Raw genomic sequence first — 24310 nt, forward strand, 5'->3', positions numbered from 1 at the left:
ACAAAACCTTTCAGGATTAGCCTTTGACCCCGGACGAGATGTTCGCCGAGATGAAGCGGCGCTGGAAGATCAGGAACAGGGCCACCGCGGGCGCGGCCAGCACACACGCCCCCGCGAGTACGGCGCCGAACGGGTTCGCCGCCCGCGCCGACACAGTGGTCAGGTAGTTCGACAGTGAGACCGCCAGCGGTTGCAGGTCCTGCTGCTTGGTGATCAGGAACGGCCAGAGGAACTCGTTCCACGGCCCGATGAACGTCAGCAGCACGCCGGTCAGCAGCGCGGGCTTCACCAGCGGTACGGCGATCCGCCACAGGATGCTGAGCTCGGACGCACCGTCGATCCGGGCCGCGTCGAAGAGTTCGGCCGGCAACTGCAGGAAGTACTGCCGGAACACGAACACCGCGGTCGAGTTGATCAGGAACGGCAGGATCATGCCGCCGTAGGAGTCCGCCAGCCCGTAGCTGCGCACGATCAGCACGTACAGCGGGATGGTCAGCAACTGGAACGGCACGACCTGGATCAGCAGCATCAGGTTGAACACCAGCCCCCGGCCGCGGAACTGCAGCCGGGCCAGTGCGTAGCCCGCGAGGACACCGAAGACCAGCGTCCCGAGGATCACGCCACCGGTGAAGATGCCGGAGTTGACCAGCGACCGGCCGAGGTTGATCGCCTTGTCGATCTCGCCGTAGTTGTGCAGGGTCAGGTTCCCCGGTTCGGGGAACGCGCCGGCCACGGTCGGATCCGGCTCGGCCTGCAGGCTGCCGATCAGCATGTAGTAGAAGGGAAACAGGAACACGAAGGCCCCGAGCAGCAGGCCGACGAAGCGCAGCCGCATCAGTCCTCCCTCCCGACGAAGCGCCGTTCGATCAGCGCGATGATGAGTACGCCGATCACCAGCAGTACGCCGATCGCGGAGCCGATGTCCGGGTTGCCCTGCTCGATCCCGCGTTGATACATGATCAGCACCGGCGACGCGGACGCTCCGTCGGGCCCACCACCGCCGGTCAGCAGGTACGGCTCGGTGAACAGGTTCGCTCCGGTCACCGTGGCGACGAGGACGACCAGCGTGGTCGCCGGCCGGACGCCGGGCACGGTGACGTTGAGGAACGACTTCCAGCGCCCGGCGCCGTCCATCGACGCCGCCTCGTAGAGATCCTTCGAGACGTTCTGCAAGGCGGCCAGATACAGCAGGATGAAGAACCCGAGCTGTTTCCAGGTCACGTAGACCGCGATCGTCGGCATCGCCAGCTTCGAGTTCACCAGCCAGGACGGGTCCGGCGCGAGCGGGCCGAGGATCGAGTTGACCAGCCCGTTGGAGTTGAACAGGAACAGCCACACCCCGACCACGGCGACGCTCGCGGTCACGTACGGCACGTAGTAGCTGACCCGGAAGAACGTCCGCCACCGGATCGCCGAGTTCAGCGCGGTCGACAACCCCAGCGACAGCACGACGGTCAGCGGCACGTTGATCACCAGGAAGACCAGCACGTTCGCGAACGCCCGCCGTACGGCCGGATCCGACAGCACCGTGACGTAGTTGTCGAACCCGACGAACGGCCGCTCCACGATCGCGCCCGGCGCCGTGAAGAAGTAGTCGTGGAACGACATGTACACCGCGAACCCGAGCGGGTACGCGAACACCGCGGCCAGGAACACGACGTACGGCGTGACGAACACCGCACCGATCGGATGCTCACCCAGAGCCCGGGTGACCGGACCTCGTCTCATGACTGTTTGGCGAGCTCATCGACCTTCTGGGCCGCGCCGTCCAGGGCCTCGTTCGGGTCTTGCTGGCCGAAGATGACCGACTTGGAGTAGGCGTCGCGGAAGGTCTGCCAGATGGTGATCGAGTTCGCCACGTTCGGCACCTCGACGGTCCGGGCGGCCTGGTCGGCGAACACCTTGTAGTCAGGGTTCTTCGCGAAGTAGTCCGGGTACGCGGTCGCGACGTCCTTGCGCAGCGGCATCTGCCCGGTCGCGGTCAGGAACTTGCCGTCCTGCTCCTGGCTGGTGGCGAACTTCAGCACGTCCCACGCCGTACCACGGTTCTTGCAGGCCGAGTACATCGCGACGTTCTTCGCGTCGCTGAAGGTGTGGATCTCGTTCGCCGGCTTGCCGCTCGAGGTCGGCACCGGGACGACACCCCAGTCGACCTTGCCCTTGTACGTCGCGATCGCCCACGGACCGACCACGGCCATCGCGGCGGTGCCGTCGACGAACGCGTCACCGGTGTACTTCTCCTGCGAGGCCAGCTTGTCCGCGTACATGGTCCGCCAGAACGCGGCGACCTTCTTGCCCTCGTCGGAGTTGAACTGCGCCTTGCCGTCCTCCACCAACTGCTTGCCGCCGCTCTCGGCCGCGAACAGCGGATAGAAGTCGAACCAGGACTGGTAGAACTCATTGCTCGGCGCCGGGTAGATGGCGAACTTGGCCGCCTTCGCCGCGACCACCTTGCGGGCGGTGGCGAGGAACTCGTCGTAGGTCGCCAGCGGCGGCTTGGTGGTGTCGATGCCGGCCTTGGCGAACGCCTTCTTGTTGTAGAAGATCATCACCGGGTTCGACTTCCAGGGCAGCTGGTAGTACTTGCCGTCGGACGACTTGTACTGCTGCGCGATGTCGCCGGAGCGGTCCTCGATGTACTGCTTGCCGTCGGGGAAGGTGTCCAGCGGCACCAGACCGCCCTGCTTCTGGAACTGCGAGACCGAGGCGGGCGAGGTGTTGAAGATCAGGCAGGGCGCGTTGCCCGCGGTGATCGCGGCGCCGATGACCTCCTCGGAGCTCTTCCCGGTCGGGATCTCCTGCGCGGTGATCTTCTGGTCCGCGTGCGCCGAGTTCCAGGCCGCGACCATCTGCTTGCCCCAGGCCACTTCCTCGGCGTTGTTCGAGTACCAGATGCTGATCGGCCCGCGGGCCGAGGCCGCGGCGTCGGCGTCACCAGAGCCACCGCCACTGTCGCCACACGCGGCGAGCGAGCCGGCCAGTACCAGGGCCAGCAATCCAGCTTGCAACTTCATGATGTTCCTCCAGCTAGGCAGGGGAAGGGGACCCCAGTGATGGTGGCGCGCCGGTGGAGCGCCGTACGACGAGTTGCGCCGGTGGCAACTCGGCGTCGGGGACGTCGGTGGCGCCGTCGACGACCAGGTTGAGGGTTCGGGCCGCGGCCTCTCCGAAGGCGAACGGATCGGCGCGGACAGTGGTCAGGCCGGGGTGGACGTACTCGGCCAGTTCGCTGTCGTCGAAGCCGGCGATGCTCAGGTCGTCGGGCACGGTGAGCCCGGCGGCCTGGGCGGCACCCAGGCCGGCGATCGCCATCCGGTCGTTGGCGTAGACGATCGCGGTCGGCGGCTGCGGCAGGGTGAGCAGGCGCCGGGTGGCTTCGATCCCACCAGCGGCGGTGAAGTCGCTGGTTTCCACCGCGACCGGCTCCAGGCCGGCAGCGGCGAGCGTTGAGAGCAGTGCGGTGGACCGGGCGGTCGCGTGCACGAACGCGGGCGGACCGCCGACGTGCGCGATCCGCGTGTGGCCGAGCTCGACCAGGTGCTCGACGACCGCGGCGGTCCCGGGCCTGTCGTCCAGGATGACGGCGGGGAACGGCGACGTACCGTCGGGCCGGTTCAGCGTGACGGCGGGCAGACCCAGCTCCTCGAGCAGGGGGATCCGGGGATCGTCGTGCCGGAGGTCGGACAGGAAGACCCCGTCCACCCGGGCGTCCTGCGCGAGCCGCCGGTAGCCGGCTTCCTCTTCCTCGCCGGCCATGACGACCTGCAGCACCAGCGCCTGCCCCCGCGAGGACAAGACGCTCTCGACGCCGGCGATGAAGGCCGGGAAGAACGGGTCCGAGGACAGCACGGCCGGGTCCCTGGTGATCACCAGTCCGAGGGCGAACGCCTTCGAGACCGACAGCGAGCGGCCGCGGTTGCTCGGCCGCCAGCCGAGCTCGTCGGCCGCGGCGAGGATCTTGTCGACGGTCGCTTGCGCCAGCCCCGGCCGCCCGTTCAGCGCGAACGAGACCGCGCCCTTGGACACGCCGGCCCGATGCGCGACATCCGCGATCGTCGGCCGCTGCTTGCTCATCGACACCTCGTCTGGCGAGATTTAAACCGGTTTAAGAGCTATCTAAACCGGTTTAAACAGTGCACGTCAAGACCACACCGTCGAGTGGTATGTCTCAGACCGCGAGCGCCGTACCGGCCGCTCCGAGGTCGCGCAGCAGGACCTGGCCCTGCGCCCGTGCCAGGCGGTCCGGAGCCGTTGCCAGCACGACCGCCTGCTCGTAGCGATCGCCCAAGGCGGCCCAAGCGGTCGCCGCCTCCTCCCAGCGTCCGGCGAGAGTGGCGGCCCAGGGGCCTGGCGCTCCGGCCGGAGCAGCGACGTCGATGCCGGCTCGGCCGAGATAGGCACACAGCTCGGCCTGCATCGTGCGGTGTTCCGCCTCCTTGACGAGGGTCAGCGCAAGCCGAGCGTCGTCGGTGAAGGCGCCCAGGGAACCGTCCAGCCACCCGAGCTCGATCCGCGCCACCGCGAGAGTGCCCTCGACGTAGATGTCGTCCGCGATCGGGCGCGCGGCCAGCGCCGCCACCAGCACGTCACCCGCTTCGTCATCTCCGCGGCGCGCGAGGAGCCGGGCCAGCAGGCTGCCGGCGAGCGCCGCCATCACACCTGGCTCCCCTGGACTGTCCAGCAAGGCACGGAGTGCGGCGATGCCGCGGTCCCACTGCCCTCTGCTCGCCTGCACCGCGGCCGCGGTGAGCCGCAGGCGGTACTGGCCGGCGAAGAACTCACCGTCCGCCGCGGCCCGCAGGCCTCCGGCGACGTACTTCTCGGCATCGTCGAACCGGCCGCTGCGATAGGCGCCGCCGGCCGCGTTCACGTAGCACCGCACTACCGTCTCCACTCTGCTGTCCGCGCCGGCCAGCGAGATCGCGCGGCGCAGATCCTCGTCGCCGCGCAGGTCACCTCGAGCCAGCCGGGCGTCGCCCAGATAGCAACCGGCTTGCGCCTCCAGATCACTCCGGCTCAGGCTCTGCCCGATGGCGAACGCCCGCCCGGCGAAAGCCTCGGCCTGCTCGCCCGGCTCGGCGACGATCCCGATCGTCGCCAGGTTGCTGTGCGCGCGGGCCTGCTCGATCAGTGCGGCCGCGAGCCGGGCGTCGTCACCCGTCGGCTCCAGCAGGTCCGCAGCTTGCTCGGCCGCGCGCCGCGAACGGAGCGGGCCGCTCGCAAACAAGGCCACCCGTGCGAGCACCATCAACGCGTCTGCCTGAAGGATTGCATCGCCGGCTGCCTCGGCGGCGACAGCACCGCGCTCGGCGGACTTAAGGGCCGCCTCGAACCGATTGACGACGTACAGCGAGTAGGCCCGTCGGGTGAACAGGTCGGCTGCCTGGTGAGAGCCGAGCAGTTCACGATGGCGCAGTACGACGTCCAGTACGCCGACCGCCTGGCGGTGGGCACCGAGTCGGGCGGCTTCGAGGGCGGCGGACGGACCGTGTTCCAGGATCACGTCAACCCGCCCGCAGCGCTCCGCGTGGTGCACCAGGCGCGCGGGCTCCAGCACGGGACGCCCGAGGAGGACGTCGACCACGACTCGGTTGGCCTGGACCCGCTCGCCCGCGGTGAGCGTGGCCTCGATCGCCCGCCGGGCCAGCTCGTGGCGGAACGCGACCGCCGTGTCCGCGCCGATGACCATCCCGGAACGCTCGGCCTCGATCAGTACCGCCGACTCGCCCTCCGCGAGGCTCTCGGCGAGCCACCGTTCCGCCCGCGTCGGGATGACCGACAGGCGTTCCACCAGCGTTCGCGCCGGAGCCGAGAGTTTGCCCAGGCGCGCCAGTACGGCGTCGCGGACAGTCTGAGGTACGTCGCCACTACCGCCGGCCGCCAGCACTTCGGTGACGAAGAACGGGTTCCCCTGGGTGACCCGATGGATCTCCTCGGCCTGACTCGCGGTGGCCGGCCCGAGTTGCCGCACTGCCTCGACGGTCAGGGGTGGCAGCGTCACCCGGCGTACCGAGGAACCGGTGAGCCTTCCGAGCAGCTGCCGCAGCGGGTGTCCCGGATCGACCCCGGTCTCGCGGAACGTCAGCAGGAGCACGGCCGGGATGCCCGGGAACCTGCGGGCGAGGAACCGGATCGCGTCGAGCGTCGCGTCGTCGGCCCAGTGGATGTCCTCCACCGCAACGACCGACGGACGCTCGGAGAAGACGCGCAGCAGCGCGCCATCCGGCCGATCGGCTGCCAATGCGGCCGCCAGCTCGGCATCGTGCTCGGCCATGTCGCGGAACGGCCCGAGGCTGCGCGGCGCCAGCAGGTCGTCACAGTCGCCGATCGCCACGTTGATCGCTGGGCCGAGCCCGTCGAGGAACGCGTGCACCAAGGCCGTCTTGCCGGCGCCCGCTTCGCCCGACACCAGGATGACGACACCGCGGCCTTCGCTGACGGCCGCACCGGCGGCGCCTCTGAGCTCGGCCAATTCGGCGTCCCGCTCGAGCAAGGTTGAGGCCTGCGGTTCCGCGACCAACTCCGTCTGCTGCGACGGGGTCACGGATGTCAGCAGGCGCTCACGCAGTACGACGGCTTCGGGACCCGGCGAGATGCCGAGCTCGGTGGTCAAGGCACGTTCCATCCGGTCGTAGCGGCGGAGGCCGTTGGTCCGGTCACCGGCGACGACGGCTTCGCGCAGGAGCTCGACGTGAGCCTCCTCGTTCGCGGGGTCCATCGCCAGGAGCTCCTCCCATCGGCCCGTGCACCGCAGCAGCCGCATGACCCGCAGCCGAAGCTGCTCGCGCGGATCGTCCAGCCACGACTCGGCCAAGTCGTCCGGCAGCAGCTCACCGGCCAGGTCCAGTGCGGTGGCGCAGAGCTCCTGCGACGCCGGGTCGCTCGCGAGCGCATCCCGGGCGGCCGCTTCGAACTGCCCGGCATCGACCTCGAGACACTCATCCGGGAAGAGCGCGACGACCTCGTCCTTCAGTACGACGGCGTCCCGGTGATCGAACACGGCCCGCGCATAGTGAGCCGCCTTGTGCAGCCGTGGAAGGGCGGCATCCAGCGTGAGCTCCGGCCACAGCGCATCCACGACCCGGTCCCGATGCAGCCTGCCGCCAGGCGCCAGCGCGAGCAGCTTGACCAGCGTCGCAGCCTGGCGGCGGCTCCACCGTCGGTTGGGAATCGGCGTGCCGTCGACAACGACGGTGAACCCGCCCAGCAGCCGAACGCTGACCTCCACATCTCGGATCGTAGGCGCCGGAACGAGCCTCAGCTACAGCCCGGCACCGGGTGCCTGAACCAGCGCAGACGGCAGCGACTGCAGGTGTTCGACCTCGTCGCCCATCGCTGAGCTGACCTCCCGCAGCAGGAGCCGGACCTCGTCCATACTCCACGCGTACGACGCGACGCTCTCGGTGGCGTCGAAGAAGCGGCTCGAGAGCTCATCCCGCGTGGCCTGGTACTGCGCCAGCGCGACGGCCTCCGGGTTCTGGAGGATCGCGTCAGTCAGTAGCTCGGCATCACGCAGACCGTCCGTCATGCCGTGCGTGGTGATCGGGTCCTTGTAGTAGCCGGCGTCCCCGACCAGCGCCCAGCCGGGACCGCCGGACTGGCGGATGAACCCTGCTGCACCGGCCCAACCGTGCAAGCGGCCGGTCGGCTGTGCCGACAACACACGCTCGGCCAGGCCCGTCTCAGTGAGCAGCGTGGCGAAGGCTTCTTCGCGGCGCGCAGCTCGCATCCGAACCGGAGTCGTCGCAACGAAGACGCACGTCAACTCCTCGTTGGTGGGCAGAAAACCGGCGCCCGCACCGGGTTGCGTACGCCCACTCGTACCCCGTAGTCCGCAGCCCGGCGTAGTACCGATAGAGGACGGCGCTGCGGGAATCGCCCCGCCGTACGACGGGAGCGCCGACTGCGGACGCGACCGTCGACCGGAGGCCATCGGCGCCGATCGTCAACCTGGCAAGGAGATCCGCAGTACGCCCCGCACGGTCTTGAACGCGAGCACCAGCTACGCGTCCACTCTCGTCGCGAAGCAACGTGGTGACTGCGGTCCGGTGCCGTACGTCGGCCCCGGCGTCGGCGGCCGCGTCGACGAGGATCCGGTCGAGGACGTGTCGGCGAGGTGCGTACAAGGCATCCACGCCACCCTTGGCGCGGATGGTGACCTGCTGGGCCTCGCGATCGCTGTAGTGGAAGGTGGTTTCGCGGATCGGTGGTGTTCCGGCGGCAGTCAGCGTGTCCAGCAGCCCCCACCTCGACAACTGCAGAACGCCTGCGCGCATGAGGCCATGGGTGGAGACGGTGTCGCTGCCGGAAGCGGACCGCTCGACCAGAGCCACGCGAGCCCCCGCACGGGCGAGCAACATCGCGGTCGAGGCCCCTGCCACCCGTCCGCCGACAACCAGGACGTCGTACGGCGTGCTCATCGCGCCGACTCCACGGTGCAAGCCGTCAGCAGGTGCTGTACGACGGTGTGGGCGTCGTGACGGGCGCCGTCGATGAAGCCCGAGTCGCGTCGGTGCTGGAACCGTTGCCCGACGACGTACACACCAGGAGCGGCGGTCATACCTCGGTCCTGCTGAATGTGGCCGTCGGGACCGACGATCGGCAACTGGAGCCACGGGTACTCCGGCCGGTAGCCGGTGGCGACCAGCACGGTCCCGATCCCCGCCATCGACAGGTCCACGCTCTGCGCAGGCGCAACCAGGCTGGACGGCCGGACGCCCGCCGGGACCTCGCTGGTGAGGCCGGTGCACGCGATGTACTCGTCGACCGCGTCGAGCAGCCGATGCATCCGCAGATCGGCCGCCGCAGCGGTGCCGGCCAGGTCCGACCGGAACAGCGCCCGTGATCCGTCCATGCCGTAGAAGCGGCCGAGCAGCCGAACCCCGGCACTCTGCAGCGTCGGTAGGTCGACCGCGCGCGGCCGCCCTCCCGGCCGGTGCCCGATCAGTTGCATCGACGGCTCCCGCCGGGCAGCCGCCGGATCGCGTACGTCGTCGATCGTCCGAGCCAGCCGTCCGATGCTCTCCAGCCACCAGAAGATGTCCATGCCGCGGTAGCAGCGAGGCATCCTGGTGTGCCGGCCGACCGACAGGTGTACCTGCCGGCCGGCCCGGTTGAGCTCGTCGGCGATCTGCACGCCGGACGATGAGGCACCGATCACCAGGACGCCTCCGGGAGCGAGCAGGCCCGGCGAGCGGTAGTTGTTCGCCGTCAGGACTTCGGCCGCGCCGAGTCCGCCCGGCACACGTGGTGCACCGTGCGGCCCGGTCGCGATGACGACGTGCCGGGCTCGCCAGGTACCGCGATCGGTGACCACTCGGTATCCCCCGGCGCTCGCCTGGGTGAGCTCCAGCACCGTGGCTTCGGACACCACCGGGGCGCCGAACGATTCGGCGTACTGCACCAGATGGCGAACGAACCGGCCGGCACTCAGGTACCCGTCCGGATCGGGGCCGTCGTACTCCCAACCTGGCAGCCGCAGCATCCAGTTCGGATTGACCAGCCGGAGCGAGTCCCAGCGCTCGGTGCGCCACCGCTCGGCGATCCTGCCCCGCTCGATCACCACGTGGTCGCGACCGGCCCCGGTGAGCAGCCGGCTGACCGCGAGTCCCGCGTGCCCGGCGCCGATCACGATCGTGTCGATGGTCCGCATCGTGCTCCCCCTCCCTGGCTGCTGCCGACGACTCAGCCGGTGACCACGTCGATCACGACGGACGTCGGGTTGGCGAGTACGTCGTACACGGCCGAACGGCGCCGGGACTGCGCGACGATGCCGCGCAGGGTTTCGTCGTCGGCGTCGCCCTCGACGGCGAGCGACACCCGGATCTGCTCGTACCCGTTGCGGACGGAGCCGTCCGACAAGCCCAGGATCCCGAGCAGGTCGATGTCGCCCTCGACCGTCGACGTGACCTTGGTCAGCTCGACACCCCGCGCCGCGGCGATGTTGGCGATGCCGGCGGTCAGGCAGGCGGCGATCGCGTGCAGCAGGTACTCGACCGGCGTCGGGCCCTTGTCCGTGCCGACCAGGACGGCCGGGTGGTCGAAGTCGAGGACGGTGTCGGACTCGTGCCGCAGTTCCTGCATGGCACCGAAGAAGCCCGACGCGGTGGAGCGGCTGTGCGTGCCGGTCTGCCAGGTGTTGCTCGCCCTGAACTGGAACTTCGCGATCTCGTTCTGCCCCTTGACCGCGTCGAGGGTGGCGAAGAGGGTCGCGGTGTCCACGCCGTTGCGGCGTGGCTTCTCGGTCGTCGTGGTCATGAATCCTCCCCTGATCGCGCCGGATCGTCCGGCGTCGTGGACAACTGCCGACGACGCTAGGAGGAGCGCCTTCCCCGGACCTTCCCGCCGTCTTCCCGGCGCTAGAGCAGGCGGGTGGTCGAATCCCGGACGATGAGCTCGGTGGCCAGCTCGATGTGGGACGTGTCCAGCGCACGGCCGCCGACCAGACGCATCAGGCTCTCGAACGCGAAGGCGCCCATCTGCTGCAAGGGCTGTCGAACGGTGGTCAGCGGCGGTGTCGACGATTCGGCCAGGAAGGTGTCGTCGAAGCCGACGACACTCAGATCCGCCGGCACCGCAAGTCCCTGCAGGCGGGCCGCTTCGATCACGCCGATGGCGATCGGATCATTGGCGGCGAGGACGGCAGTCGGCGGTCGCTCCAGCCCGAGCAGGCGCCGGCCTTCCGCGACCCCGGTCGCGGTGATGTACAGACCGTGCGAGATGAGCTCCGTGTCGACGTGCAAACCGGCGTTCGTCATCGCCGCGAGATAGCCGTGCAGCCGGGCCTGTCCGCAGGACGACGACTCCGGGCCACCGACGAAGGCGATCCGCTCGTGCCCCAACCCGATCAGGTGCTCGGTCGCGCCCAACGCACCGGTCCCGTTGGTCGCGCCAACAGTCGCCACCTCGATCGAGGGAAGGCTCAGCGCATCGATCGCCACCAAAGGAAGACCGGCACGGTCGACGGCGGCGCCCTGCAGTTCGGTGAGTTCGCAGGCGACGACGATCATCCCTTCGTGCCCGGCAGCGCGCAGCCGCCGTACCCAGGCATCCGACGACGGGCCGCCCAGGACGTCATCGAGCAGGGCGACCACCACATCGACCTCTGACTCCGCCGCGGCACCGCTGACACCGCGCAGGACTTCGACGGTGTACGGCGAGAGCAGGTCGTCGCAGACCAGGCCGACGGTCCGGACCCGCGTCTTCTTCCGTCCTCTCCGCTGGCGTTGCGGGACGTACCCGTGGTCGGCGAGCGCTCGCTCGACCCGGACCCGGGTCTCCTGGCCCACGTCCGGTCGCGCGTTCAGAACCTTCGACACCGTCGCCGTCGACACCCCGGCCGCTGCGGCGACAGTCGCCAGAGTCGTCCGCCCGCTGCCCGGTGCCGCCTGGTTCACTGGTTGCTCGCGGCCTGGAGGTAGGTGCGGTAGCTCGCGAAACCTTCGAGGACTTCGGCGGCTGTCGGTTGGCCGGTGAGGGCGCCGACGCCTTGGCCCGCGTAGATCGACGCGCGGGTGGGATCACCGGCGCGGGTGCCCTCGACGTAGTCGGCGTGCCCGCTGTCCTTCGTCTTGAGTTCCTCCTCGCGACCGACCCAACTGTCGAAGAAGTCGTTGCGCAGCGCGCGGCCGCCGAACTCGTCCGGCCAGCCCGCGCGTGACGCCGCGTCGAAGACCGTGCCGTAGACGGTGTCGGTCTCGTCCGCCTCGATCACCCGGCGGCGGACCGGCTCCGACGTCAACGCCTCGACGCAAGTGAGGAACGCCGTACCGATCCAGCCACCTGCTGCTCCAGCGGCCAGTACGGCGGCCAGCCCGCGCGGACCGGAGATGCCGCCGGCCGCGAGCACCGGGCGGTCGGTGAGGTCGAGGATCGCCTGCAGCAGCGGGAGGGTGGCGACCTCGTTGCGGCCGTGACCGCCTGCCTCGGCACCCCGCGCGACGATCACATCGACGCCGGCGTCGATCGCCTGCCGCGCGTCCGCGACCGTCCCCGCCTGGGTCGCGACGACGATGCCTTCCTTCTGCAGCGCCTCGACGTACGGCGTGTAGTCGCCGAAGCTGAGCGACACCAAGGCCGGCTTGAGCTCGAGTACCGCGTCGAGATGCTCGGGCCGCTCGTCCACCGACCAGGCCATCAGCCCGATCCCGTACGGGTTCCCGCCCGCCGCGGCCACGGCTCCCTCAGTCCGGATCCAGTCAGCGGTGACCGCCGACCCGGCTCCCAGCATCCCGAGTCCCCCGGCCGCCGAGATCGCGGCCGTCAGCTTCCCGCCACTCACGTTCGCCATCGGTGCCCCCACCACAGGCACCCCCAGACCGAACCGCTCCTTCAGCCACATGCGACCACACCACCACAGCAGTGTGGCTCCCGCCAAGACGGGAGCCACACTGTGCAGAACTCTAAGAGGGCGTCAGAACTTGTAGGCGTCCGACTGCGGGTCGCCGTGGCAGCGCTTGTACTTCTTGCCCGAGCCACACGGGCAGGCGACGTTGCGCGGGGTGCCGGCGTACATCAGGCCACCCTCGTCGCCCGCGTCCTGGTGGTGCGAGACCTCGTCGTCGCCGTCGATGGTCGGAGCGGAGTACGACAACCGCTGCGGGCGCCGTTCGCTCAGGCCCTTGACCTGCAGCCGGGGGGTGTCCCGGGGTCGCGGCGTGTCCTGCGGGCGGATCTCGTCCTGGAGCCGGCCGGGGAACTCCGCCACCGGCGCACCGGGCGTCAGGATGTCCTCGTCCTCGGCGACCTGGTCCACCTCGGCGTCGGCCGAGAGCACCATCTGCTCCTGCATCGCCTTCACGTCGACGTTGAAGATGAAGGCGACCGACTCCTCCTTGATCGACTCCATCATCGCGGCGAACATGTCGTAGCCCTCGCGCTGGTACTCGACCAGCGGGTCGCGCTGCGCCATCGCGCGCAGCCCGATGCCCTCACGCAGGTAGTCCATCTCGTACAGGTGCTCGCGCCACTTGCGGTCCAGCACGCTCAGCACGACCTGGCGCTCGAGCTCACGCATCGACTCCGCGCCGAGCATCTCCTCGCGCCGCTCGTAGGCCTCCTTGGCGTCGAGGATGAACCGCTCGATCAGGAAGTCCGAGGTCAGGCCGGCCTTCTCGCCGCCGGCCTCCTCGATCAGGTCGTCCTCGGTCACCTCGGTCGCGTACAGCGTCCTCAGCGCGGTGAACAGCGCGTCCAGATCCCAGTCCTCGGCGAACCCGTCCGCGGTCGCGCCCTGCACGTACCCGGTGACGGTCTCCTCGAGCATGTCCTGCACCTGCTCGCGCAGGTCCGCGCCCTCGAGCACCCGGCGGCGCTCGTCGTACACGACGTGCCGCTGCCGGTTCATCACGTCGTCGTACTTGAGGATGTTCTTGCGGGTCTCGAAGTTCTGCGCCTCGACCTGGGACTGCGCCGACGCGATCGCCTTGGTGACGACCTTGTTCTCCAGCGGCTGGCTGTCGTCGTTGTTGCGCGACATCGCCCAGTCGACCATCTCGCGCTTGAACAGCCGCATCAGGTCGTCCTCCAGCGACAGGTAGAAGCGGGACATGCCCGGGTCGCCCTGCCGGCCGGACCGGCCGCGCAACTGGTTGTCGATCCGGCGGGACTCGTGCCGCTCGGTGCCGAGCACGTACAGGCCGCCCGCCTCGCGGACCTCCTCCTGCTCGTCCTTCACCTGCTTCTCGAACTGCTCCAGCAGGGCCGGGTACGCCGCCTCGTACTCCTCGATCGCCTCGGCCGGGTCGATGCCGCGGGCCCGCAACTCCTTGTCGGCCAGGAACTCCGGGTTGCCGCCGAGGATGATGTCGGTACCACGGCCGGCCATGTTGGTGGCCACCGTGACCGCGCCCTTGCGGCCGGCCTCGGCCACGATCGCCGCCTCCCGGGCGTGCTGCTTGGCGTTCAGCACCTCGTGCGCGACGTTCTGCTTGCGCAGCTGCGCGGACAGCCGCTCGGACTTCTCCACGCTGGTGGTGCCGACCAGGATCGGCTGACCGCTCTGGTGCACCTCGACGATGTCGTCGACCACCGCGTCGAACTTGGCGTCCTCGGTACGGAAGATCAAGTCCCGCTCGTCGCTGCGGATCATCGGCTTGTTGGTCGGGATCGGGACCACGCCGAGCTTGTAGATCTTGGAGAACTCGGCCGCCTCGGTCATCGCCGTACCGGTCATGCCGGCCAGCTTGTCGTAGAGGCGGAAGTAGTTCTGCAGCGTGATCGTCGCGAGGGTCTGGTACTCCTCCTTGATCTCGACGTTCTCCTTGGCCTCGATCGCCTGGTGCAGGCCCTCGTTGTAGCGGCGGCCGTGCAGCGTCCGGCCGGTGTGCTCGTCGACGATCAGGACCTCGTTGTCGACGACCACGTAGTCCTTGTCGCGGCGGAACAGGTCCTTGGCCTTGAGCGCGTTGTTCAGGTAGCTGATCAGCGGGGTGTTGGCCGACTCGTACAGGTTGTCGATGCCGAGCCGGTCCTCGACCTTCTCGATGCCGCGCTCGAGGATGGCGACGGTGCGCTTCTTCTCGTCCACCTCGTAGTCGGCGACCGGGCGCTGCTCCTCCGGCACCTTGTCGTCGGCGATCCGCGGCTTCAGCGTGCCGGCGATCCGGGCCATCTCGACGTACCAGCGCTGCGAGTCCTCGGCCGGGCCGGAGATGATCAGCGGGGTCCGGGCCTCGTCGACCAGGATCGAGTCCACCTCGTCCACGACCGCGTAGTTGTGATCGCGCTGGACGCAGTCCTCGATGCTCTGCGCCATGTTGTCGCGCAGGTAGTCGAACCCGAACTCGTTGTTGGTGCCGTAGGTGATGTCCTTGCTGTAGGCGACCCGGCGCTCGGCCGGGGTCATCTCCGGCAGGATCACGCCGTAGTCGAGGTCGAGGAAGTGGTACACCCGGCCCATCCACTCGGCCTGGTACTTGGCCAGGTAGTCGTTCACCGTGACCACGTGCACGCCCCGGCCGGACAGCGCGTTCAGGTACACCGGCATGGTGGCGACCAGGGTCTTGCCCTCACCGGTCTTCATCTCGGCGATGTTGCCCAGGTGCAGTGCGGCGCCGCCCATGACCTGGACGTCGTACGGCCGCTGGTGCAGCGTCCGCTTGGCCGCCTCCCGGACCACCGCGAACGCCTCCGGCAGCAGCGAGTCGAGCGACTCCCCGTTCTCGTGCCGCTGCTTGAACTCCGCGGTCTGACCGCGCAACTCCTCGTCGGACATGCCGACGAAGTCGTCCTCGATCGAGTTGACCATCTTCGCGATGCCCTGGAGCTGACGCAGGATCTTGCCCTCGCCGATCCGCAGGACCTTGTCGATCACCTTCATGGTGGGGAGTTCTCTCCTTGCTGCTGAAGCCTGGGTTGCGGCATGAGCCGACAGGCGCGTCCGACCCACAGGCGGGCGCGCGTGACCCATGGTACGGGGCTGGGTGTGTCAATCCACTCCCGCTGCGTGCCTTGGGGCTTACCCGACCCACGCTCCGGGACGCCGAAAAGTTCCGGTTGCGCAATCAGAAACCGCGCAGGGCGTCACTCAGCGCAGGCGAGAGGTCACCCCCACCGGCCACCCGGACCTGGTCCAGACCGAGCCAGCCCGCCAGTTGGACGAGCTCCGCGGCCAGCTCGTCGGGGGTCTCCACCGGCGCCTTCGGCTCCGCGTGCGCCGACTGGACCAGCAGCACGCCGGCCGTCCGGTCCGACTTCAGGTCCACCCGCGCCACCAACCGGTCGCCGAGCAGGAACGGGAGGACGTAGTACCCGTAGATGCGTTTCTCGGCCGGCACATAGATCTCGATCCTGTACCGGAAGTCGAACAGCACCTCGGTCCGGGTGCGCTCGAACACCAGCGAGTCGAACGGGCTGACCAGGGCCCGCGTGTTCACCCTCCGCGGCAGCCGCGCGTCCCGGTGCAGGTACGCCGGCCGCTTCCAACCCTCGATCTGGACCGGCAGCAGCTCACCCTCCTCGACCAACTCCTGGATCGCCTGCGCGGTCGGGTCAGGCGCAGTCCGGAAGTAGTCCCTCAGGCACTGCGCAGTCGCCACGCCATGCGCCTTCGCCGCAATCGACACCAGCCCCCGATGTGCTTCGGCAACGGACGGCGTCGGAGTCGCCAGTACGGCGGCCGGCAGCACCCGCTCAGGTAGGTCGTACTGCCGCTCGAACTGCTGGTTGCGGCGCGCCACCGTGATCTGGCCCGCGTAGAAGAGGAACTCGAGGGCTCGCTTGACGTCGGACCAGTTCCAGCCCCAGTTGTCCCGCTCGCGCTCGACGTCGTCATCGATCTCCCGAGCGGTCAGCGGCCCGTGCTCGCGGACGTCCGCGAGCACCTGCTTGACCAGGTCCGGCCGCTGCTGCGCGATCGCGCGCGGGCCACCCCACGCCTCGGTCATCGCGCGGTCCATCCGCCAGCGCATCAGCGGATGGGTCTCGACCGGGATCAGCGACGCCTCGTGCGCCCAGTACTCGACCAGTCGCCGAGGCGCCTTGCCGCTGGCACGGTCGAGCAGCGCCCGCGGATACGGACCGAGCCGGGAGTAGAGCGGCAGGTACTGCGCGCGGCTGAGCACGTTGACCGAGTCGATCTGGATCAGGCCGATCCGGCCGAGCACGCGGGCCAGCGCCCGGGCGTCGGGCACTCCCTTCGGCCGCGGGTCCATGAAGCCTTGGGCCGCCAGCGCGACCCGTCGCGCCTGCGCCGTCGACAACACCTGCGTAGTCATCTTCGAGATTCTGCCCGGCTCCACCGACAGAATCCGCTCAGCGCCGGTCCTGCACCGGTACGACGACCAGCCGGTCCACCAGATCCTTGCTCGGAGGGCCGGACAGCAGCCCCCGGGACCACAGCTCATCGACCGACCGGAAGCGACCCGTCTCAGTGCGGCTCGACACGATGGCCGTCGCGCGTTGCTGATCCAGCCCGGGCAGCGCCGACAACACCTCGGCCGGGGCGTCGTTGAGGTCGACCTGGCCGCCGTACTTCCGGCCGCCGATGATGAGCGCGGCCTGGATGCTCGCCACGCCCATGCTGGCCAGCAGTACGAAGACGACGGGGTCAGGGCTCGGGTGATCCGGCTCGCCCCAGCCGGGCACCCAGAAGGCGACGGCCGTGCCCAGATAGACCAGCGCGGACACCGCAAGCAGCAGACTCCGCCGCCGGAACGCCAGGATGCCGAACATGATCGGGCTGCCGACGCCGATCGTCACCAGAGGCACGGCGGCGCCGGCCAGCTTCAGCCAGACCGTCTTCCAGTTGGTTCGAGGCGCACGCACGGCCGAACTGTAGTGGGAGCCCGGGCCATAACTCGGGAGTTACCGCAAGTGGGAGGTGCGCTACAGAGGGTGTTCGGGGGACGCTCCAACCAGGCCGCGCCGCCCGTGTGGCCCCTATCAACCTGGAGTGAGGCATGACAGGAAGATTGCAGTTGGTCCGTGCTGCCCTGGCAGCCGGTGTGCTGGCCGCGGCGTCCCTCGGTGCGGTGGCCGTCGCCGGCTCCGCATCGGCCGCGGAAGCGCCGGACGGACCCAAGACCCGGATCGTCGGTGGCACCATCGCCCACACCGCCGACACCCCGTGGGCCATCCAGCTGTCGAACAGCGGCTCCCCCGATCCCACCGGCGAGTGGTGCGGATCGACGCTGGTCGCGGCGAACAAGATCGTGACCGCCGCGCACTGCGCCCAGGAGTCGGCGAGCACCTACACCGCGATCCAGGGCCGGGACGTGCTGACCGACACGTCCAGCGGCAAGGAGTCCAAGATCAGCAGCATCTGGGTGGACCCGGAGTACGGCAGCGCCGGCGGCCACGACGTGGCTGTGATGACGCTGGCCACGCCGTTCGACGGCGTACCCACCCTGGCGCTGGAGACCGACGCGGGGGCGGACACAGCTGGAGCACCGTCGGTGGTCTACGGCTGGGGCGACACCGAGGGCACCGGTCCGGCGGACACCTTCCAGAAGGTGGACGTGCCGGTGCTGGGTGACGAGTACTGCGAGCAGGCGTACGCGAGCGAGGGCTACACCGCGAACGGCGAGATCTGCGCCGGCTACGAGGACGGCGGCAAGGACTCCTGCCAGGGCGACTCGGGCGGGCCGCTGGTCCTGAACGGCCGCCTGTTCGGCGTGGTCTCGTGGGGTATCGGGTGCGCGGACGCCGGTAACCCGGGCGTCTACGCGGAGGTGGCGACGTACGCGGCCGAACTCCAGTCCCAGATCGACGGATAGCCGACCGTCACAGGGAAGTAGAAGGGGCCGGGCTGGTCAGCCCGGCCCCTTCTCTGTTGCGCTCCTCCCGGAACCTCGGAGGTCGGCCTCACGCGACCGGAGCGGGGTGGATCAGACGGTCAGGCGGATCACGCCGTAGTCGTAGCCGCGGCGCCGGTAGACGACGCTGGGCTGGTTCTCGTCCGCATCCACGAAGAGATAGAAGTCGTGCCCGACCAGTTCGAGCTCGTAGAGCGCCTGGTCCAGGGACATCGGCTTGGCGGTGTGGGTCTTCTCGCGCATCACCAGGGGTCCGTCCCCGGTGACCGTGAGGGATCCGAACTTGTACGTCGCCACTTCGTCGTCGGCGACTGTCTCCTCCACTGCTGGTGTGCCGTTGAGCGGCTGCTTCGCGTTCACGTGCCGCAGGCCTTCCGGCGAGCGCTCACCGCGGTGCACCCGGCGCCGGTCCGCCGCCTTGCGGACCTGGGCCCGGAGCCGGTCGAGGCAGACGTCGAACGCCGCCTGCTTGGTCTCGCCGCAGGCTTCGGCGCGGACCACCGGCCCCTTGGTGTACATGGTGAGCTCGACACGCATCGCCCGATCGTGCTGTCGCGGGTTCTTCTCCTGGCTGACTTCTACCTCGCACCGCAGTACCCGGTGATCGACCTTCTCGATCCGCTCGAGTTTTTCCTCGACGTACTGCCGGAAGCGGTCACTGACCTCGCAGTGATGACCCTTGACAACGACGTCCACGGAAACCTCCATCGATCGGCGACTTCTTCTACACCTCCGGACCCCCGCCAGCCGGTGAAATCCACTCCGTCTCACTGTGTCGGTTGCGGTTGGGGCGCCCGAAACGAGAACACCCGCCATCACGCCCGTCGGACTCCGCAGTGAGGATTCCGGCTGATCCGGTCCTGCACCACTTCCCTGCCCGACAAGCCCGTGCGGGTGTCATAGGCCAACGCTAGTCGGCTTCGGCGAAAACCGGTAGGGAAGTTCTCATGAACCAGACGGCCGCTGCCGACGGGTCGCGGCCAGCACCGCGCAGCCCAGCACCGGAATTCCCCCGGTTTCCAAGGCGCGGCAGGCTTCGCTGAGCGTGGAACCGGTGGTGATCACGTCGTCGACCAGCAGGACCGGTTGATCGGTCAGCGTTTCAGCCCAGCGCGAACGAAGCGCGAAAGCCCCGGCCAGGTTGGCCGTTCGGCGTTCCGCGGACAGTCCGGCCTGGTCGTCAGGACGCCGTACGACGGACAGCGCGAGCGCCGGCCTGGCGTCGACGCCACTGCGCCGGAGCGCCCGCACGGCGGCCTTGGTGATCCGCGCCAACGGGTCGTGGCCACGCTGCCGGACGGTCGAAGGCGCTGATGGGACAGGGCAGATCCACACTCCCGGATGGTTGCCGAGAGCCGCGAGCACGGCGGTCGCCAGGACCTGCCCGAGCGGACGAGCAAGCGCGTACCGGGCCTCCTCCTTGTGCGCGATGATCAGCTTCCGCACCTGATCGGCGTACGGCGCTGCCGCGGTCGGTGGCGGCAGTCCGTGCGGACGCGGGTCGGGCCAGGCACGGAACGGAGTCACTGAGGTCAGTAGCTCCCGGCAACCACCACAGAGAGTGACTCCGGGCCGGTCGCAGCCCGCGCAGCGCCCACCCAGGACGAGATCGGCGAACGCGTCCCGGACCGGCATCGCACCCACGATCGGCGACGCCGCCCCGGCGCCGCAACCGCCCCGGCGCCGGCCTGTGGATATCTCGCGGCCGAGGTCAGCCCGGGTAGACCGGAATGAACGGCATCGCGTTCGCGTCGTCCTCCATCGCGGTCCAGGTCAGGTCGCGGGTCTGCCAGTGCACGTGCCCGTCGACGTCCTCGACCGCCGGCAGCGTGTCCTTGTTCGGGTTCGAGGCCAGCCGCTGGGTGATGAAGTCTGTGGACGCACCCGGCAGCAACTGGAGCTTGGAACCGTCCGGATTGACCAGCCACGGCGCGCGGTCGGCGTTGCTGGCCGAGCCCGATGCCCCGGCGACCAGGACACCCTGCTTGTTCCAGGCCGCGTCGGTCATGTCGGTGAGTGCCAGCTCGAGCTTGCGGAGGCTGCCGAGCAGCAACTGCTTGCCGTCCGGGCCGGTCTGGATCGCCCCGGTCTCGACGTACGTCTTGCCGGTGGCCTTGGAGCGCATCACCAGCAGCGCCCGGACACCGTCCGGCGCCATCCGCAGCACCAGCGGGGTGTCACCGCGGAAGCTGACCGTCACGGCGGTGACCTTCCCGTCGCGGTTGCGGACCCGCAGCCGCGGCGTCGCCTTGTCGGCCCGGTCCAGGATCCACAGGTTGTCGTCGTGGTCGTAGCTCGGCCGCAGCACCGTGCCGAGGGTCTTGATCTTGCGCAGGTCGTCGGTCTTGTCGCTGTTGTCGGTGTTGTCCAGCGGACCGTAGGCGACCACCTTGTCGCCGTCGATGGTGGTCACGATCGCGCCGGAGTCACCGCTCAGGTTCACCGCGAACGACTCGGCGATCTGCCCGTGCAGCAGGCTGGAGTCCAGCGGCCGGGCGGCGATGTCGGACGCTCCGTCCAGCCCTTCGACGCGCTGCACCCGGCCCTGTCGCAGACCGTAGAGCGTGGTCATCGCGCCACCGGGGACGGACGGGTCGAACTGGCTGAAGTTGGCGAACGGCAGCTCGTCGGGATCGTCCGGAAGCAGCGGTGCGCCGCCGACCGTGATCCGGGCCCGGAGGTTGATCTGGTTGAGCGTCCAGACGATCTGGGCGGCGAGCAGCCGGCGGTCCGGCTCCCGCAGCGCGGCGGCCGTGTCGTTCAGCGCGACCGTGGCAACGCCGAACTCGACCGGGACAGAGACCTGCACCTCGGTGCCGGGCGGGGCGAGCGACACGACGCCGTTGCCGAGGCTCTTGGTCGGTCCCTTCAGCAGCTCCTGGACCAGCTGGGTCGCGGCCTGGCCCTGGGACTGGTTCACCGGCAGGTAGACCGGGTCCGGGACCAGCAACTCCCGGCCGGGGTTGAAGAAGTACAGATCGCGCGGGGCGAGTTTGAGGTCCACCTGGTTGCTGCCCAGGTACACCCCCGGCGGCACCGAAGCGACCCGCAACTGGCCGTCGACCTTCGCGACCTTGAACAGGAAGTCGGCCCGGTCGGCACCGGGCGCCGCCGGAATCCACTCGCCCCGTTCGTCGACGGTCGCGATCTTCCGGGCGGTCAGCTTCACCCCACCGCCTGGTTGCGGCGACAGCGATCCGGGGCGCTGGTCGTAGACGATCGTCTGCGTCTCGGGCTTCCAGGCCGCGGCCGCGTCGGCCGTCATGTACTGCCGGGCGACGTCGAAGGCCCGCGTGTCCGACATCGCCTCCAGGAACCCGTTCACCAGCTCCAGCTCGGTGAGGTTGTCCCGCGGCGGCTTCGCTTCGACGCCGACCCCGAGCCCGCCCTGGGCCAACCCTTCCCGGCTGCCCTGGCGGATGTTCCCCTGCGTCGGGACGGTCGCGCACCCGGTGACCAGCAAAGTCAGCGCCAGCACGACAACAAGCAGTCTGCGCCTCACCGCTGCTCACCACCCGTCAGCTTCTGGTACGGCGCTCCGACGTCGACCAGCGACTTGTCGGAGACGACCCGGCTGGCGTCGGCGGGGCGGGCCGGCAGCGGCGATCCGGACAGCGTGACGTCGGGCCGGCGCGGCAGCGTGAGGCGGAAGTACGCGCCTTCGCCCGGTGAGCCCCAGGCGTCCAGCCGGCCACCGTGCAGCCGTGCGTCCTCCAGCGCGATCGACAGGCCGAGGCCGGTGCCGCCGGTGGTCCGCGCCCGAGCCGGGTCGGCCCGCCAGAACCTGCTGAACACCATCTCGGCCTCTTCGGCCCGGAAACCGACACCGTGGTCGCGGACCGCGACGGCGGCCGAGTCCTCGTCGTACGCGGTGCTGATCCGGATCGGCAGGCCCTCGCTGTGCTCGATGGCGTTGCCGATCAGGTTCCGCAGGATCCGCTCGATCCGGCGGGCGTCCACCTGCGCGCGGCAGGGCTCCGGGATGTCCAGCTGCACCTCGCAGCCCTTGCGCCGGAGCAGGGACTCGTGGTTCTCGAGTACCCGGTTGACGATGTCGCGCAAATCCACGTCTTCCAGGTCCAAGGCGGCCGCTCCGGCGTCGAACCTGCTGATCTCCAGCAGGTCGGCGAGCAGCTCCTCGAATCGGTTGAGCTCGTTCTGCAGCAGCTCGACCGAGCGGCGACTGATCGGGTCGAACTGGTCCCGGCTCTCGTGCAGCAGGTCGGCGGCCATCCGGACCGTGGTCAACGGGGTCCGCAGCTCGTGCGAGACGTCGGAGACGAACCGGCGCTGCAACCGGGACAGCTCCTCGAGCCGCCGGATCTGCCGTTGCAGGTTGCTCGCCATCTTGTTGAAAGAGACCGCCAGCCGGGCCAGGTCGTCGGTGCCGCGGACCTGCATCCGCTCCTCGAGCTTGCCTGCGGCCAGCCGCTCCGCGATCCGCCGCGCCATCCGGACCGGGGTGACGACCTGACGGGTGACCAGCCACGCCACCGCACCGAGCAGCACGACCAGCAGCAGGCCGGCGGTGACCAGCGCGCGCTGGACGACGTCGAGCGTCTCCTGCTGCGCAGTGAGCGGGAAGAGGAAATAGACGGCGTACCGGTCGCCGGTGGAGTTCACCCGAAGCTGGGATCCCATCACCAGACCGGGGACGCTGGGTCCGTCGCGGTAGTTGATCAGCGTGTAGGTGTCCCACAGTTTGGAGTCGTCGCTCATCACCGACGAGGCCAGCGCCTGCGGGATCGAGTCGCTGTCGACCAGCCCGGTGTAGCGGATCGCGTTCGAGGTGGCCGTGTCGGTCGGCACGAGCAGAACGTCGTACAGGCCGGGGCGGTTGGTGCCGAGGACCAGCTCGGACAGCTGCTGGTTGATCGTGGTCGGGTCGGCGGCGTTGATGGTGTTGGACAGCGAGGTCAGCTGCGCCCGCGCCTCCGCCTGCGCGCTGCCACGACGGGACTCCAGCACACCGTCGGTGACCTGGCTCATCATCACCCAGCCGACCAGGAGCAGTACGACGGTCGACATCAGCAGGGTGCCGGTGACGATCCGGGCCTGGATGGACCGGCGCCAGATGTCCGGCCAGTGCTTGGGATGCGTCCGCCAGAGCGGCTGCGGGTAGGCAGGCCAATCTGCCGCGGCGGCGGTCAGCTCCAGCTCCGTCCCGCGGGTCTCGGCCGCCTCCTGCTCGGGAGGGGCCGGCTGCTGCTCCGGCCCCGGCGTCGTTGCCGGGGCGTCGGCGACAGCCTGCGACTCCTGGTCGCGTCCGTACTCGATCAGTCCGCACCCGCCTTGTAACCGACACCGCGGACCGTGACCACGATCTCCGGGTGCTCAGGGTCCTTCTCGATCTTGGAGCGCAGCCGCTGCACATGCACGTTGACCAGCCGGGTGTCGGCCGCGTGCCGGTAGCCCCAGACCTGCTCCAGCAGCACCTCGCGGGTGAACACCTGCCAGGGCTTGGAGGCCAGGCAGACCAGCAGGTCGAACTCCAGCGGAGTCAGCTGGATGGTCTCCCCGGCCCGCTTCACCGAGTGCCCGGCGACGTCGATGGTCAGGTCGCCGATGGTGAGCGACTCCGGCCCCGGCTCGTCCATCCGGCGCAGCCGGGCCCGGATCCGGGCCACCAGCTCCTTCGGCTTGAACGGCTTGACCACGTAGTCGTCGGCACCGGACTCCAGGCCCAGCACGACGTCGACGGTGTCGCTCTTGGCCGTCAGCATCACGATCGGTACGCCGGACTCGGCCCGGATCGCCCGGCAGACGTCGATGCCGTCCATGCCGGGCAGCATCAGGTCGAGCAGCACCAGGTCCGGTTTGAACTCCCGGAACGCCGGTACCGCTTTGTCACCGGTTGCGCACAGATAGGTGTCGTAGCCCTCGTTGCGCAGCACGATGCTGAGCATCTCCGACAACGCGGTGTCGTCGTCGACGATGAGGATGCGGCCCCGCATCGTCCGGTTGCCTTCTGCCACGCCCTGCTCCTTGCCGTCCGATCGTTGTGCGCCCAGCGGATGCTGACCGTACGCACTACGGATAGTGTCCCATTCCCCGGG

At 69.4% G+C, this 24310-nt stretch carries 20 protein-coding genes; 1 reads left to right on the plus strand and 19 read right to left on the minus strand.

Annotation, left to right across the window (positions count from 1 at the left end; all coding sequences use genetic code 11):
- Positions 1-16: 16 nt before the first annotated feature.
- The 14 genes from E0H75_RS28350 to E0H75_RS28410 form a co-directional block, all read right to left on the minus strand.
- Positions 17-835, minus strand: a complete 819-nt coding sequence (locus E0H75_RS28350) for a carbohydrate ABC transporter permease (protein WP_131516732.1) — start codon at positions 833-835, stop codon at positions 17-19.
- Positions 835-1728, minus strand: coding sequence for a carbohydrate ABC transporter permease (locus E0H75_RS28355; RefSeq protein ID WP_131516733.1), 894 nt, complete (start codon positions 1726-1728; stop codon positions 835-837). Before E0H75_RS28355 ends, E0H75_RS28350 begins: the two co-directional genes overlap by 1 nt.
- The gene (locus E0H75_RS28360) at positions 1725-3014 is read right to left on the minus strand and encodes an extracellular solute-binding protein (protein ID WP_131516734.1); all 1290 of its coding nucleotides are present in this window, start codon (positions 3012-3014) and stop codon (positions 1725-1727) included. The genes E0H75_RS28355 and E0H75_RS28360 overlap by 4 nt, the downstream gene beginning before the upstream one ends.
- A gap of 13 nt (positions 3015-3027) precedes the next feature.
- Entirely contained in the window at positions 3028-4074 is a 1047-nt protein-coding gene (locus E0H75_RS28365) for a LacI family DNA-binding transcriptional regulator (protein ID WP_131516735.1), read from the minus strand.
- Positions 4075-4168: 94 nt separating this feature from the next.
- The gene (locus E0H75_RS28370; RefSeq protein WP_131516736.1) at positions 4169-7228 is read right to left on the minus strand and encodes an ATP-binding protein; all 3060 of its coding nucleotides are present in this window, start codon (positions 7226-7228) and stop codon (positions 4169-4171) included.
- Between the two features lie 33 nt (positions 7229-7261).
- A complete protein-coding gene (locus E0H75_RS43705) occupies positions 7262-7729 on the minus strand; it encodes an NAD(P)/FAD-dependent oxidoreductase (RefSeq protein WP_202873211.1) in 468 nt (155 codons plus the stop codon).
- On the minus strand, positions 7683-8420 hold the full coding sequence (locus tag E0H75_RS43710) for an FAD-dependent oxidoreductase (RefSeq protein WP_202873212.1): 738 nt from the start codon (positions 8418-8420) through the stop codon (positions 7683-7685). The genes E0H75_RS43705 and E0H75_RS43710 overlap by 47 nt, the downstream gene beginning before the upstream one ends.
- Positions 8417-9652 (minus strand): NAD(P)-binding domain-containing protein, encoded by a 1236-nt coding sequence (locus E0H75_RS28380; protein ID WP_131516737.1) that lies wholly within the window; start codon positions 9650-9652, stop codon positions 8417-8419. Before E0H75_RS28380 ends, E0H75_RS43710 begins: the two co-directional genes overlap by 4 nt.
- A 32-nt stretch (positions 9653-9684) precedes the next feature.
- Complete coding sequence (locus E0H75_RS28385) at positions 9685-10257, minus strand: OsmC family protein (protein WP_131516738.1); 573 nt, start codon at positions 10255-10257, stop codon at positions 9685-9687.
- Positions 10258-10358: 101 nt separating this feature from the next.
- Positions 10359-11396, minus strand: a complete 1038-nt coding sequence (locus E0H75_RS28390) for a LacI family DNA-binding transcriptional regulator (protein ID WP_131516739.1) — start codon at positions 11394-11396, stop codon at positions 10359-10361.
- Entirely contained in the window at positions 11393-12340 is a 948-nt protein-coding gene (locus E0H75_RS28395) for an NAD(P)H-dependent flavin oxidoreductase (RefSeq protein WP_131516740.1), read from the minus strand. Before E0H75_RS28395 ends, E0H75_RS28390 begins: the two co-directional genes overlap by 4 nt.
- Before the next feature lie 72 nt (positions 12341-12412).
- The gene (secA, locus tag E0H75_RS28400; protein ID WP_131516741.1) at positions 12413-15319 is read right to left on the minus strand and encodes a preprotein translocase subunit SecA; all 2907 of its coding nucleotides are present in this window, start codon (positions 15317-15319) and stop codon (positions 12413-12415) included.
- A gap of 184 nt (positions 15320-15503) precedes the next feature.
- Positions 15504-16715 carry a winged helix-turn-helix domain-containing protein gene (locus E0H75_RS28405; protein WP_131516742.1) on the minus strand — a complete coding sequence of 404 codons (1212 nt, stop codon included), beginning with the start codon at positions 16713-16715 and terminating at the stop codon, positions 15504-15506.
- A gap of 37 nt (positions 16716-16752) precedes the next feature.
- Positions 16753-17265: a ComEA family DNA-binding protein gene (locus E0H75_RS28410; protein ID WP_202873213.1), complete on the minus strand. Its 513-nt coding sequence runs from the start codon at positions 17263-17265 to the stop codon at positions 16753-16755.
- Between the two features lie 134 nt (positions 17266-17399).
- Here E0H75_RS28410 and E0H75_RS28415 point away from each other — a divergent pair, with 134 nt between their 5' ends.
- On the plus strand, positions 17400-18215 hold the full coding sequence (locus tag E0H75_RS28415) for a S1 family peptidase (RefSeq protein ID WP_131516743.1): 816 nt from the start codon (positions 17400-17402) through the stop codon (positions 18213-18215).
- 111 nt (positions 18216-18326) lie between these two features.
- On the opposite strand, the gene hpf is transcribed toward E0H75_RS28415, so the two are convergent.
- The 5 genes from hpf to mtrA form a co-directional block, all read right to left on the minus strand.
- On the minus strand, positions 18327-18950 hold the full coding sequence (hpf, locus tag E0H75_RS28420) for a ribosome hibernation-promoting factor, HPF/YfiA family (protein WP_202873214.1): 624 nt from the start codon (positions 18948-18950) through the stop codon (positions 18327-18329).
- A 249-nt stretch (positions 18951-19199) separates the two neighbouring features.
- Entirely contained in the window at positions 19200-19889 is a 690-nt protein-coding gene (locus tag E0H75_RS28425; RefSeq protein ID WP_131516745.1) for a ComF family protein, read from the minus strand.
- A gap of 76 nt (positions 19890-19965) precedes the next feature.
- Complete coding sequence (locus tag E0H75_RS28430; protein ID WP_131516746.1) at positions 19966-21756, minus strand: LpqB family beta-propeller domain-containing protein; 1791 nt, start codon at positions 21754-21756, stop codon at positions 19966-19968.
- The gene (gene mtrB / locus E0H75_RS28435; protein WP_337589522.1) at positions 21753-23411 is read right to left on the minus strand and encodes an MtrAB system histidine kinase MtrB; all 1659 of its coding nucleotides are present in this window, start codon (positions 23409-23411) and stop codon (positions 21753-21755) included. The genes E0H75_RS28430 and mtrB overlap by 4 nt, the downstream gene beginning before the upstream one ends.
- Positions 23412-23530: 119 nt before the next feature.
- Positions 23531-24208, minus strand: a complete 678-nt coding sequence (mtrA, locus tag E0H75_RS28440; RefSeq protein ID WP_131353270.1) for an MtrAB system response regulator MtrA — start codon at positions 24206-24208, stop codon at positions 23531-23533.
- Positions 24209-24310: the final 102 nt, after the last annotated feature.

Origin of the sequence: Kribbella capetownensis, from assembly GCF_004331485.1 — a bacterium.
Lineage (GTDB): Bacteria > Actinomycetota > Actinomycetes > Propionibacteriales > Kribbellaceae > Kribbella > Kribbella capetownensis.